The 12,620-nt window shown below is 60.7% G+C and carries 11 protein-coding genes; 5 read left to right on the top strand and 6 right to left on the bottom strand.

Annotation, left to right across the window (positions count from 1 at the left end):
* Positions 1-206: 206 nt before the first annotated feature.
* The gene (locus DES49_RS14930; protein ID WP_133737232.1) at positions 207-596 is read left to right on the top strand and encodes a DUF4168 domain-containing protein; all 390 of its coding nucleotides are present in this window, start codon (positions 207-209) and stop codon (positions 594-596) included.
* Between the two features lie 278 nt (positions 597-874).
* Positions 875-1,366: a DUF4168 domain-containing protein gene (locus DES49_RS14925; RefSeq protein ID WP_133737231.1), complete on the top strand. Its 492-nt coding sequence runs from the start codon at positions 875-877 to the stop codon at positions 1,364-1,366.
* A gap of 70 nt (positions 1,367-1,436) precedes the next feature.
* Here the strand turns inward: DES49_RS14925 and DES49_RS14920 are convergent, their stop codons facing one another.
* A complete protein-coding gene (locus DES49_RS14920) occupies positions 1,437-2,168 on the bottom strand; it encodes a DUF481 domain-containing protein (protein ID WP_166646101.1) in 732 nt (243 codons plus the stop codon).
* A 93-nt stretch (positions 2,169-2,261) separates the two neighbouring features.
* Between DES49_RS14920 and DES49_RS14915 the strand changes: the two genes are divergently transcribed.
* Positions 2,262-2,927, top strand: a complete 666-nt coding sequence (locus tag DES49_RS14915) for an SDR family oxidoreductase (protein WP_133737229.1) — start codon at positions 2,262-2,264, stop codon at positions 2,925-2,927.
* Positions 2,928-2,932: 5 nt separating this feature from the next.
* Here DES49_RS14915 and DES49_RS14910 read toward each other — a convergent pair whose 3' ends face one another.
* From DES49_RS14910 to DES49_RS14900, 3 genes are all read right to left on the bottom strand, one after another.
* Positions 2,933-3,241 (bottom strand): hypothetical protein, encoded by a 309-nt coding sequence (locus DES49_RS14910; RefSeq protein ID WP_133737228.1) that lies wholly within the window; start codon positions 3,239-3,241, stop codon positions 2,933-2,935.
* 98 nt (positions 3,242-3,339) lie between these two features.
* Positions 3,340-4,119, bottom strand: a complete 780-nt coding sequence (locus DES49_RS14905) for a crotonase/enoyl-CoA hydratase family protein (RefSeq protein ID WP_133737227.1) — start codon at positions 4,117-4,119, stop codon at positions 3,340-3,342.
* A 27-nt stretch (positions 4,120-4,146) separates the two neighbouring features.
* A complete protein-coding gene (locus tag DES49_RS14900) occupies positions 4,147-5,949 on the bottom strand; it encodes an acyl-CoA dehydrogenase (protein ID WP_133737226.1) in 1,803 nt (600 codons plus the stop codon).
* A gap of 114 nt (positions 5,950-6,063) precedes the next feature.
* On the opposite strand from DES49_RS14900, the gene DES49_RS14895 reads away from it, so the two are divergent.
* A complete protein-coding gene (locus DES49_RS14895) occupies positions 6,064-7,092 on the top strand; it encodes a GlxA family transcriptional regulator (protein WP_424955240.1) in 1,029 nt (342 codons plus the stop codon).
* A gap of 138 nt (positions 7,093-7,230) precedes the next feature.
* Positions 7,231-9,552 (top strand): TonB-dependent receptor family protein, encoded by a 2,322-nt coding sequence (locus DES49_RS14890; protein WP_133737225.1) that lies wholly within the window; start codon positions 7,231-7,233, stop codon positions 9,550-9,552.
* 90 nt (positions 9,553-9,642) lie between these two features.
* Here the strand turns inward: DES49_RS14890 and DES49_RS14885 are convergent, their stop codons facing one another.
* A complete protein-coding gene (locus tag DES49_RS14885) occupies positions 9,643-11,694 on the bottom strand; it encodes an NADPH-dependent 2,4-dienoyl-CoA reductase (protein ID WP_133737224.1) in 2,052 nt (683 codons plus the stop codon).
* 93 nt (positions 11,695-11,787) lie between these two features.
* On the bottom strand, positions 11,788-12,615 hold the full coding sequence (locus DES49_RS14880; RefSeq protein WP_133737223.1) for a hypothetical protein: 828 nt from the start codon (positions 12,613-12,615) through the stop codon (positions 11,788-11,790).
* Positions 12,616-12,620: the final 5 nt, after the last annotated feature.

The raw sequence follows: 12,620 nt of genomic DNA, 5'->3' as shown, positions 1-12,620 counted from the left end.
AACGTTTCAGGGAACAGGGTGGCACAATGTCACACAAACGAGTCCCATGTGTCATTATGCCACACCCCGCTTATTGCTCCCCCGAGGTTTACGCTCTCCATGTTCTGGTTAACAATCAGCAACTTTCATCGCCATTTGAGTTAATGGCACGCCCCCTGCTTGGAATTGGTTGACGTCCACAGACGCCAATCAAAAAGGAGACAGCAATGACATTTCGAATAACAGGCCTGGCACTTATCATGGCGTTGGCCCTCGGCAGCTCCCAAGCCCTCGCGCAGGAATATGGCGACAACGAGAACCAGGATCAGGGCATGGCCCAATCCCAGCAGCAAGCGGCGGACTTCTCCGATGAGGATCTGCAGCAGTTCGTGGATCTGCAGAGCGAAATCGGCGACATCCGGGAAGAATACGTCAGCAAGATCGAGAATGCGGACTCCGAGGACAAAGCTCGTGAGCTCCAGCAGGAAGCGCAGTCCGCAATGGTGAGCGCCATTGAAGCAGCCGGTATGTCGGTGCAGGACTACAATGCTATCGCGGTTGCCTACAACTCGAATCCTGATGTCCAGGAGCGGGTGGATGAGATGGCCGACGAATAACCTTTCCGGTTAGTCATCCGGATTACCCACGCCTCCCTTGCGGAGGCGTTTTTATTACGTCTGCGTTAGATTCCGGGAATCCGACGCCTCCGTTCTTGTGGCAATGGGCCACACCAGACCCTGCCTGAACCGGCTACCTTTCAGCTCTGACCGTTTTGGTGTTCACAAAAAACACTCTTATCTTATTGTTTTTAAACGTTTATGCTGTTTTCTGGCACGACTGTTGATACCCACCAGATGTCAACCAATCAACTTCCATAAGACCGGAGGATATGACGATGCAACTGAAGACAATTGCCGTAGCGATCACATTCGCACTCAGTACCGCTGGCATGCAGGCAGTAGCCCAGGATTACAGCAGCGGTGGTGGTGCAGAAGGCCAGGGTCAGTCCCAACAGGGTCAATCCCAGCAGGGCCAGGGCCAGGGCCAGGGCCAGGGCCAGGGCCAGGGCCAGGGCCAGGGCCAGGGCCAAGGTCAGGGTATGGGCGGCGCTGAGCAGGCGAAGTCCGCCGATTTCTCCGACAAGGAACTCAAGAACTTTGTTGAACTCCAGGACAAGATCGGAGATGTTCGCGAAGACTACGTCTCCAAGATTGAATCCGCGGAATCCGAGGAAAAAGCGCGTAAGCTCCAGCAGGAAGCTCAGAGCGAGATGGTGAAGGTCATTGAGGACCAGGGGATGTCCGTTGAGGAATACAACGCCATTGCCGTGGCCTATAACTCCAACCCCGAGATTCAGGAGCGGGTTGACGAACTGTCCGACAGCTGAGTCTGACGGACAAGGCCCACCTCAAACAGGCCCCACCCTTCGGTGGGGCCCTCCCTCCCCCGGAATTCATTCAGAAATTGTACAGCACAGTCACCGCACTGATGGTATCCGTGTTCTTTGAATCAGACGGTGGGTTGGAATCATGTTCCACAGTGTACGAAAACCGCATGGCGACCGAGCTGTTGATGTTGGCCTGAAGCGAGGTTACCGAGCGGGATACAGAGTCCCCCTCATCAACGCCGATCTCGGATTCAAGCTCCTCCCGGAACTTGGCCGTCTCTGAAAGCTCATACAGGAAGTCCACTGCCAGTCGTGCAATGGGTTCCTCCCGCTTTGATCCCTGCTCGGGATCGCGCTGCTCAAACTTGCTGTACCGGTAACCAGCGCCCACCGAGGTATCGAAGTGACTTCCCCCTTGCTCCCAGATCCGACGCCCGTAACCGGCTGTGGTACTCGCCTGGAACTGATAGCCGCTGAAATCATCATTGTCGTAGCGGGCGCGGATAAAGACAAAGTCATTGGGATTGAACTTGTAATCCAGCTGCGTGCTCGCTGTATAGCGCTCTGCCGAGCGTTCATCGTTCTGCTCGGTGTAACGCGACTGGAGAAGCACATTCTGACGCCAGTCCATCCAGTCACGGGTTATATCCGCCTCCCCGGATATTGACGTTTCATCGGTATTACCCGATGTCGTTACCAGTCCTCCCTCAACATCACCGGACCAACCTTCCTGGGCAACCGCCGGGAGGGTCATCCCCATCATAAGCAAAGCCCCCGCCAGGGCCCTAATTCGCTTAACCACTATTTCTTCCTCCGGACATTCGTTATAGGGTGTTGAAGAAACGCAGGCTATCAGATCAGCGTCCATATCACAGCCTGAATGGAGGAGTAGACCATGACGCAGCACATTGTCATTACCGGCGCCAACCGCGGCATCGGACTCGAACTTGCCCGCCAGTGGCAGCAACGCGGGGATACTGTCACCGCCATCTGCCGGGCGGCCTCGGACGATCTCAGGGCGCTTGGAGTGAATGTCATCGAAGGCGTGGATGTCACCGATGACATCAGCATTGGCAAGGCAAGACGCAACCTGGAAGGCCAGCGGATCGATCTGCTCTACAACAACGCAGGCCTGCTCACCGACGAGAATCTCTCGGACATGAACTGGGACCGCATACAGACGCAGTTCGAGGTGAATACACTGGGCCCCCTGAAGATGACCAACGCGCTCCTGGACCTGATTCCCGATGGCGGCAAGATCATCGTGATGACCTCGCGGATGGGCTCCATTGGGGACAATGATTCCGGCGGACGTTACGGCTACCGGCTGACCAAGGCAGCCCTTAATGCCGCCGCCAAATCCCTGGCCCTGGATCTGAAACCGCGCGGCATACCGGTCGGGATCTTCCACCCGGGCTATGTTCAGACCGACATGACCGGCCACACCGGCCACATTACCCCCGCGGAAGCTGCGGAGCGACTGATTCAGCGTGCGGACGAACTCGACCTGGAGAAATCCGGCACCTTCCGGCACTCGGACGGGTCCGAATTACCCTGGTAGGTGCTTCAGGAATCGCTGCGGGAAAGGCGCCGCCGGGGCCGCCGGTGGCGCACCTGCACCCCGTTGCTCTCTTCCTGCTCGGCCTTGCCGGACGCCTTTGCCACAGTGTCATCATCTTCATCGGGCCAGGCATTCTCGAACGCCTGATAACCCTCCCGGATCAGTCGCACAAGCTCTAGGGACTGCATGCCATCAGGCACACGGATAGGAGTACCGGAAAAGTGCTTGGTCCGGGGTTTGCCTTCAAAGCTCAGTTGAAGACCGCTGCTGTGGTGGGCTGTCTGCGCCGCCACGTCAATCTGCCAATCATCCATCAGGACGGTCTCTTGCGGGAATTTCTGCCTGCTCAGATTCGCAGAATATCGATCCGCCTGACGGGAATCAACAGAACAATCCTGTCTGACAGAAAACTTTAACGGCCTTTAAAGACTGCATCACGGCGCTCCAGGAAGGATTGGATGCCCTCCTGCACGTCCTCACTCGCCATGACCGGCGCCAGATCCCGGAAAACCCGCTGCTTGGCGGCATCGTGCCCCTCAAGACGCGCAATCCGGGAGGACTTCAGGCTGCCCTGAACGCCCAGCGGTGCCGCATTGACCACCTTCTCCGCCAGTTCAAGGGCGCGATCAAACTGTTGGCCGGGCTCCACCAGTTCCTGGACCAGCCCCCAGTCACAGGCCTGCTGTGCCGTCCATTCGTCGCCAGTCAGCAGATAACGCTGGGCATTGGCCCAACCGATTTCCTCCTGCAGGCGCATGGTGGCACCACCGCAGGCGTAGATCCCACGCTTGACCTCAAGCTGGGCATAGCGGGTATTGTTGGCCGCAACCCGGATATCGGCATTCAGCATCATTTCAACGCCACAGGTGAAGCATATGCCCTGCGTTGCATAAACAATGGGCTTGTCCATGGGTGGGCCGTTGATAAAGAACGGGTCCACCTCGCCTTCCTCAAGCGGGAATCCTTCACCAGTGGCGAACACATCCGCCCAGTCGTCGAGCTGCAGGCCGGCTGTAAAATGATCGCCTTCTGCATAAACCAACCCCACGCGCAGCTCCGGATCGCGATTGAGGCGCCCGTAGGCCCCGGCAATGAGGTGGTACATTTCCCGGTTCACGGCATTCATCTTCTCGGGTCGATTCAGCCCGATCAGCAGCACATGCCCCCTTGCTTCCACATTAACCAGTGCCATCAGCTTCTCTCCCTCGCAATCTGTCTGTCAGAACCACTCATCCCGCATGTTGAAGCAGGTATCATCCATGTTGCGCAGAATCACCAGGTCCTGGGCCACGGTCGGCAGTTCCCAGTGGAAGAAGTACTGCGCCGCCTGCAGCTTGCCCCGGTAGAAGGCCGCATCGTCGCCTTCAGGGTCCCGGGTCAGCCCCGCGGTGGCCGCGTTGGCCTGGCGCAGCCACATCCAGGCGACGGTGATGTGCCCAAACAGGCGCAGGTACACGGACGCGTTCGCCAGGGCCTTCTCCGGGGACTCCTGCCCCAACGCCTTGCCCAGCACCTGGGTCACCTGCCCGGCCTGCTGCAGCGTCTCACTCAGGGAATAGGCCCATTGCTGGCACTGCTCGCCTTCGGCCGCCTCCAGGTCGCGCTGAATGGCGCCAAACAGCAACTGGATGGCTTCCCCGCTGCCCTGCCAGACCTTGCGCCCGAGCAGATCCATGGCCTGGATGCCATTGGTCCCCTCGTGGATGGGGTTGAGCCGATTATCGCGCCAGCACTGCTCGACCGGGTATTCCCGGGTATAACCAGCACCGCCGTAGACCTGGATCGCCAGGTCATTGGCCCTGGGCCCGTACTCGGAGGGCCAGGCCTTGATCACCGGCGTCAACAGATCCAGCATCTGGCGCGCCTCGTGGCGCTGCTGCTCACCCGGCGCCGTATGGCTGTCATCCATCAGGCGCGCCCCGTACATGCAGAGAGCAAAGGCACCCTCCATCCAGGATTTCTGGGCCAGCAGCATGCGTCGCACGTCCGCGTGCTCAATAATCGCAATGGGCTCGCTGGATGGATCCTTGTCTGACGGATGACGACCCTGGCGGCGGTCCCGGGCGTATTCCAGGCTGTGCAGGTAGCCCCGGTAACCGATTGCCGTTGCCCCGAAGCCCACGCCCAGACGTGCCTCATTCATCATCTGGAACATGTACTTCAGCCCCTCGTGTGGCTCGCCCACCAGGTACCCGTGGCACTCGTTGTCGGAGCCGAAGCTGAGCGCCGTTGAGGTGGTGCCCCGGTAGCCAAGCTTGTGGATCAGCCCGGCCAGCTCCACCCCGTTACGCTCACCGGGATTGCCCTCGGCATCCAACCGGTACTTGGGCACGATGAACATGGAGATGCCCTTCACACCCGCCGGCGCGCCACGAATCCGCGCCAGCACCAGGTTGACGATGTTATCGCTGAGTTCGTGCTCACCGCCGGAGATATAGATCTTGGCACCCTTGATCAGGTAGTGGCCCTCATCCGTGGGCGTCGCCGTGGTCCGCAGGTCCGCGAGCGAGGAGCCGGCCTGGGGCTCAGTCAGTGCCATGGTGCCGGTAAAGCGCCCGGCCAGCATCGGCTCCAGGAACTGTTGCTGCTGCTCGGATGAGCCGAAGGTACGGATGACGTTCGCCGCCGCCGTGGTCAGGAAGGGGTAACCCGCGGTGCTCGGGTTGGCGGCCATGAAGAAGCCGTTGCAGGCGGTCATCACCGTCTCGGGCAGCTGCATCCCACCCAGCTCGTAATCATAGCGCCCGGCAATGAAGCCTGCCTCAGCATAGGCATCCATGGCAGTTTTCACCTCGGGGCGCATGGTGACCTTGCCGTCCTCAAAACGGGGTTCTTCCTTGTCCGCCACACTGTTGTGGGGCGCGAACTGCTCGCGGGCGATCCTATCCGCTGTGTCGATCACGGCACTGAACGTCTCGCGGCTGTGCTCGGCAAAGCGCTCCCGCTCGCAGAGCGATTCGGTATCCAGGGCCTCGTAGAGCTGAAAGTCCAGATCCCGGCGGTTGAGCAGCGTATCTGACATGAACCTTACCCCATCACTGTTTGGAAACGTACCCATGACCATGCCACAGGGTGACCTGGCCGCCCACTGTCACAACTGACATAATCTTGGCCATTCACGACACTGAGACAAACCATGCGCCGTGACAATACCGTCCCGCCAGGACTGAAAAAGGTTGCCATTATTGGCTTCGATCAGGCGCTCGCCACGGCAATCACCGGCATCATGGATCTGTTCCGCATGGCGGGGGTCACCTGGGCCCGTATCCATGAGCAGCAGCCGGAACCCCGCTTCGAGGTGATTCTGGCCACGCCCGGCGGACGACCCTGCCGCTGCGTCAACGGCCTGACCCTGCAGGCCCATTGTAGCTGGGAAAGCCTCGGATCGCCGGATGTTGTCATGGTTCCCACTATCGGGGGTGAGATTGACCGGACCCTGGCCGGAAACCATGAATTACAGGCCCTGTTACAGCATTGGCACAACGCGGGCGTCGATATTGCCAGCAACTGTACCGGCGCCTTCCTGTTGGCCGAAGCGGGCCTTCTGAACCACCGGGACGCCACGACGCACTGGGGCTACTGCGACCTCTTCCGGCAGCGCTACCCGCGCGTCACCCTTCGTCCGCACCAGCTGATCACCGCCAATGACACCATCTTCTGCGCTGGCGGCGGCATGGCCTGGTTCGACCTGGGGCTCTTCCTGGTGGAGCGCTATTGCGGTGTGGAGGTGGCCCGGACCCTGGCCAAGGCCTTTGTTCTGGATATGGGGCGACAGAACCAGGCCGCCTATGCCAGCGTCCATGCCCGCCGTTACCATCAGGACCAGACCATCCTGGCCGTGCAGGCATGGCTGGACCAGAACCTGGCAGCCCCGATCCGGATGGATGCACTCGCCGAACGTTTCAACCTGACCCCGCGCACCTTCAAGCGCCGCTTCCGAGCGGCCACTGGGGAGACGCCCCTGAATTACCTCCAGTCACTGCGCGTCGAGTACGCCAGGAAGCTGCTGGAGGACCCGCAGCTACGGCTGTCACAGGTGACCGAGCGGGTTGGGTACGATGACGTAAGCTCATTCTCACGCCTGTTTCGATCCAGGACAGGCATGACACCAGGCAGCTACCGCTCACGCTTTCTGCCCTCAGGCGCCGGCGCCGATACCCCCTGATCCGGCATTCTGGCTTCCCGCTGCACCTTAAAATTCCTGTAGCCAGCATTGACATCCGTTAACGCTAATAATACTTTACTGCGCACAACAATGATTCTCATTTAGTTTACTATTCACAAAAGCAGTAAGGAGTACTCAATGACAACAGGATTCCCGCTGCCTCCTGCAGCACGAAAAAATACCCTCTCGGTCGCCATCGCAGTGTCAATTCTTGGCAGTGCCCCCGTTATGGCGCAGGAAGCCGAAACCGGCGCCGCACAGAACGACTTCACGCTGGACCAGCTGACCATTACCGGTGGCCCGGAGCGCATCAGCAATGTGCCGGGGTCCGCCCACGTTATCGACGAAGACGGGTTGGATCAGCACAACTACAACGATCCAAACCGTGTACTCAGACAGATCCCCGGCGTGAATATCCGCGAGGAGGATGGGTTCGGGCTTTTCCCCAACATCGGCATGCGAGGCACCTCAACGGGTCGAAGCGGCAAGATCACCCTCATGGAGGATGGCGTCCTGGCGGCCCCGGCCCCCTATGCAGCACCCTCGGCTTACTATTTCCCGCCCATCGGCCGGATGCACAACGTTGAGGTCCGCAAGGGCTCCAGCTCCATCAAGTACGGCCCCTATACCAACGGCGGCGCACTGAATATGATCTCGACACCGATTCCCTCCGAGGAGTTCGGTGGCCGGATCCAGTCCATGCTCGGTTCCAACGGCGGCGAGCGCCACCACGCGCATATGGGCGGATCCTCCGGGCAGTGGGGCTGGATGATCGAGGGCTACACCGACGGCTCTGATGGTTTCCGTGATCTGGACACCCCGCGTGATGTGCAGGGCCTTTCCACTGAAAACCGCAGCGAGCCGGACACCGGCTTTGAGCGCCGCGAGTTCGTGGGCAAACTACGCTGGCACTCCGCCCCGGAAGCCGACCTCTACCAGCAGGTGGATCTCAAGGTAGGCATGGGCGAACGCGATGCCAATGAAAGCTACATAGGCCAGACGCTTGAGGACTTCCAGAAGGATCCCTACCGCCGCTACGCGGGCTCGGCCCAGGATCGGTTCCACAGTGAGCGCGAGCAGTACAGTCTGACCCACTACATCGAGTTCTCCGGGGACCTGGACCTGACCACGACGCTCTACCGGAACAACTTTGAGCGCAACTGGTACAAGCTCGGCAACGTTGATGGCACCAGCCACTCCGAAATCATCACAAACCCCGACGGCAACCCTGACCTTCTGAGCTGGCTCAAGGGCAACCCGGCCACCGGCGACGCCTACCAGGGTCAGGGCAACCCGGGCCTGCAAGCCAATGTTGATGCCGGCAACCGCAAGTACTACGCCCAAGGCATACAGACGGAGCTGGGGTATCGGTTCACAACGGGTGATGTCCAGCACGACGTCGATGTCGGCCTGCGGGTTCACGAGGACGAAATCGACCGGCATGAGTGGGATGACCAGTACGGCATGAGCGAGACAGGCTCCATGGTGTTCACCGGTACAAGCGGCGGCCCTCGCACCGGTTCGAACCGCAAGACCGAGGCGGATGCCATTGCCGGCTACATCCTAGACACCATGACCTTCGGGAACTGGCAGGTCATGCCGGGCGTTCGCTACGAATCCATCGACCTGGACCGCACCGAATACGGCGACGTGGCCCGCACGAACGTAACCGGCGGCCGCGAGAACAGCTATGACGTGGTGACCCCCGGTATCGGAGCGACGTACCAGGTCAGTGACGCACTGACACTGCTGGGCGGCGTTCACCGTGGCTTCTCACCATCCGGTTCCGACCCCGATGCCGAAGAAGAGACCAGCGTCAACTATGAACTGGGAGGCCGTTACAATGACGGCGCATTCTCTTCAGAGCTGGTTGCCTTCTACAACGACTACGACAACCTTCTGGCAACCTGCACCAACGCCAGTGGCTGCAGCCAGGCCCAGGTCGACGATGGCCAGACCTTCAACGGCGGCGAAGTCGAGATCCGCGGCCTGGAAGCAACGGCTCTCTATGACCTGGGTGCAGCGCAGCAACTGGGCGTCAGTCTGCCACTCAGCGCGGTCTACACCTATACGGAGTCCGAGTTCAGCAGTGACAACATTGACCGGCAATTCGCCTCCTGGGGCAACGCGCAGAATGGTGACGAACTCCCGGACATTCCGGAGCACCAGCTGACCCTGGGAGCCGGCATTGAAACCGGTCCCTGGTCCGGCGACATTACCGGCAACTACGTCAGCGATGCCCGTTCACAGGCCGGCAGTGGCTCCATCCCGGCGGACGAGGAGATCGAATCCCGCTTCGTGGTGGATGTCTCGGGGCGCTATGCGTTCACAGACCAGGTCAGCGGTATCGCCAGCGTGGAGAACGCCACGGATGACGAATACATCGTCTCCTGGAGCCCCGCGGGTGCTCGTCCCGGCAAGCCGCGCACCTACTGGGCCGGTATCGAAGTGGATTTCTGAACTGACCCTTCAGGGTCATGGCATGACAGGGACGTCACATCCTCAGGGGGCCTTCGGGCCCCCTTTTTAATGAGGGAATGACGGGTCTCGCTAAAGCGCCGCCGCCACCTCGGTCCCCTGCCGGAAGGCGCGCTTGGCATCCAGCTCGGTAGCAACCTCCGCGCCACCTATCAGGTGCGTCACCATGCCCCGCTCTGTCAGCTCATCCGCGAGATCCCGGAAGGACAGCTGACCGGTGCAGATCACGACGTTATCCACTGCCAGCACGCGATCTTCCGTGCCCTGCTCCGTCTGGACCTGGATGTGCAGCCCCTCGTCATCAATCTTCTTGTAGGTAACGCCGGGGATCATCTCGACGTTCCGGTTGCGCAGCGCAACGCGGTGAACCCAGCCCGTGGTCTTGCCCAGCCCCTTGCCGGGTTTGGAGGTCTTGCGCTGGAGCAGGTAGACCTGTCGCGGCGAGGGTTCCGGATGGGGTTCGGTCAGCGCCCCTGGGGATTCCCAGGTCGGATCCACGCCCCACTCCTTCTGCCAGTCGGCAACGGGCATCTGTTCACCTTCCGGATGGCGCTTGAAGTCATGGGTGAGGAACTCGCCCACGTCAAAACCAATGCCGCCCGCGCCCAGAATGGCCACGGACTTCCCGACCGGCTTGTTGTGTCTGAGTACGTCCAGGTAGCCCAGCACCTTCGGATGGTCAATCCCGTCGATCTCGGGCGTGCGCGGTTTCACCCCTGTCGCCAGCACCACTTCATCAAACCCTTCATTCTCCAGCGCATCTGCGTCAGCCCGGGTGTTGAGCCTCAGGTCGATATCCAGCAGTTCAATCTGGCGGTTGTAGTAGCGCAGGGTTTCCGCAAACTCTTCCTTGCCGGGGATGCGCTTGGCGTAGTTGAACTGGCCGCCGATGACCGGATCCGCCTCGAAAAGCGTCACCTGGTGGCCGCGCCGCGCTGCGGTCGTGGCCGCTGCAAGCCCTGCCGGGCCGGCCCCCACCACCGCAATCTGCCGGCTCACTGCTGCCAGCGTCGGATTGAGCTCGGTCTCGCGGCCCGCGCGCGGGTTCACCAGGCAGGATGCCTTTTTCGCTTCAAACACATGATCCAGGCAGGCCTGGTTGCAGGCGATGCAGGTATTGATCTCATCCGCGCGGCCCTGCTCCGCCTTGCGCATGAACTCCCCGTCGGCCAGGAAAGGCCGCGCCATGGACACCATGTCCGCATCGCCACGCGCCAGCACATCTTCCGCAGTCTGCGGGTCATTGATCCGGTTGGTGGTGATGACCGGAATATCCACCTCGTCGCGGAACTTGGCGGTGACGCTGGTAAAGGCGCCACGGGGAACTGAGGTTACGATGGTCGGCACCCGCGCCTCATGCCAGCCGATCCCGGTATTAATGAGTGTCGCACCGGCCTGCTCGATGGCCTTGCCGAGCATCAGGACCTCGTCCCAGCTCTGGCCGCCCTCCACCAGATCCGCCATGGACAGACGGTAGATCAGGATGAATTCCGGACCCACTGCTTCACGGATACGGCGCACAATCTCTACGGGCAGCTGCATGCGCTGCTCGAAGGGGCCGCCCCATTTGTCCTTGCGCTGGTTGGTGCGCCCGCACAGGAACTGGTTGATGAAATAGCCTTCCGAGCCCATCACCTCGACGCCGTCATACCCGGCTGTTTTCGCATAACGGGCGGCATCCACGAAGGCGCGGATCTGACGTTCCACACCCCGGGTGGAGAGCGCCTTCGGTTTGAAGGGATTGATCGGCGCCTGGATGGCCGACGCCGAAACGCTGAAGGGGTGATAGCTGTAACGCCCGGCGTGCAGCAGCTGGAGGCAGATCTTACCACCGGCATCGTGGACCTCGCCGGTCACATGACGATGCAGACGAGCCGTGGCCGGGTTGTTCATGGTCGAGGACAGTGGCGCCAGCTGGCCGACCATATTCGGCGAGAAGCCGCCCGTCACCATCAGACCAACACCGCCCTCGGCACGCTCTGCAAAATAGCGCGCCATCTTGTGCAGGTTCCAGAAACGATCCTCGAGCCCCGTATGCATGGAGCCCATCAGGGCGCGATTCCTGAGTTCGGTAAACCCGAGATCGAGTGGCTGGAAAAGATGCGGATAGGAATTAGCAGACATGGTCGCTCAGACTCCACCATTAAACCGTGAATGAATGCAGGGGAGTCTACCACATCGACCCAGTCGGAACCGTCCATTGCCTGCCAGTATGGATCACCACTGCAGCTGGACCAGCCCGAAGCCTGCATTACCGAGATCCCGGCGCACTTCGCGGCGGTCCTTCTCCCGGTATCGCACCCGGGTATCCAGGCTCATGCCCAGCCCCAGCTTTACAAACCACCCCTGGTTGAACACCGGAAACCGGCGACTGAGCACAAGCTGCCATTCCTCCAGGTAGATGGCACTCTTGAAGTCACGGTCAGCATTCAGCGCGCCCCATTTATCGCCCAGTCTCTCGGCCCGGAACTGCCAGCGCCTGCTGGGTCCTTGCCAGTAGAGCCCGCGGGGCAGATCCAGACGAAGCTGATGTCCGGAGATTGACCGCTCCCAGAGAAGACGGGGGAGCCACCTGAAGTGGCCGAAACGATGATCTCCGCCAATCCCGATTGCCTGCACAGCCGCGTTTTCGAGCTGTCGCCAGAGCACCACTTTCCCCACCACCGCCTCGCGATGTGGTTCCCGGTATTTGTAGATGTTCGAGGTGCCGTGCAGGCCAATGCGACCCTGCAGCTGCCATTGGTCCATGTCTCCCTCTACACCGACCGAGAGCCTGTGCAGGTGACCGTTATGCGCGGGATCACCGGAACGGATGCGCAGGGGCTGGTAATCGTAGTGGAAGGCGGGCCTCGCGGGGATGCCCTCTGCAACCCAGGCCACGGCCGTCTGGGCCCGGCTTACCAGTTGCGCACTGGAACTCGCGGGAACCGGCCAGTCATAATCCTGCCATTGCTGGCGGACAATGGCGCCGCTGGCCAGGACTGATCCAACCAGGGAGAATCCCAGAATAAGGATAATGACTTGCAAGCAGCGACGGGTGCCCACGATAC

This window comes from Halospina denitrificans (assembly GCF_004364635.1).
Classification (GTDB): domain Bacteria; phylum Pseudomonadota; class Gammaproteobacteria; order Pseudomonadales; family Oleiphilaceae; genus Halospina; species Halospina denitrificans.
Note: the sequence above shows the minus strand (reverse complement) of the source record. Positions and strands in the feature narration are given on the sequence as shown.

What these genes read in the sequence shown, in the direction of transcription:
- DES49_RS14930 (WP_133737232.1), top strand. Translation starts at nt 207, where the DNA reads ATGACATTTCGAATAACAGGCCTGGCACTTATCATGGCGTTGGCCCTC.
- DES49_RS14925 (WP_133737231.1), top strand. Translation starts at nt 875, where the DNA reads ATGCAACTGAAGACAATTGCCGTAGCGATCACATTCGCACTCAGTACC.
- DES49_RS14915 (WP_133737229.1), top strand. Translation starts at nt 2,262, where the DNA reads ATGACGCAGCACATTGTCATTACCGGCGCCAACCGCGGCATCGGACTC.
- DES49_RS14910 (WP_133737228.1), bottom strand. Translation starts at nt 3,241, where the DNA reads ATGGATGATTGGCAGATTGACGTGGCGGCGCAGACAGCCCACCACAGC.
- DES49_RS14905 (WP_133737227.1), bottom strand. Translation starts at nt 4,119, where the DNA reads ATGGCACTGGTTAATGTGGAAGCAAGGGGGCATGTGCTGCTGATCGGG.
- DES49_RS14900 (WP_133737226.1), bottom strand. Translation starts at nt 5,949, where the DNA reads ATGTCAGATACGCTGCTCAACCGCCGGGATCTGGACTTTCAGCTCTAC.
- DES49_RS14895 (WP_424955240.1), top strand. Translation starts at nt 6,064, where the DNA reads ATGCGCCGTGACAATACCGTCCCGCCAGGACTGAAAAAGGTTGCCATT.
- DES49_RS14890 (WP_133737225.1), top strand. Translation starts at nt 7,231, where the DNA reads ATGACAACAGGATTCCCGCTGCCTCCTGCAGCACGAAAAAATACCCTC.
- DES49_RS14885 (WP_133737224.1), bottom strand. Translation starts at nt 11,694, where the DNA reads ATGTCTGCTAATTCCTATCCGCATCTTTTCCAGCCACTCGATCTCGGG.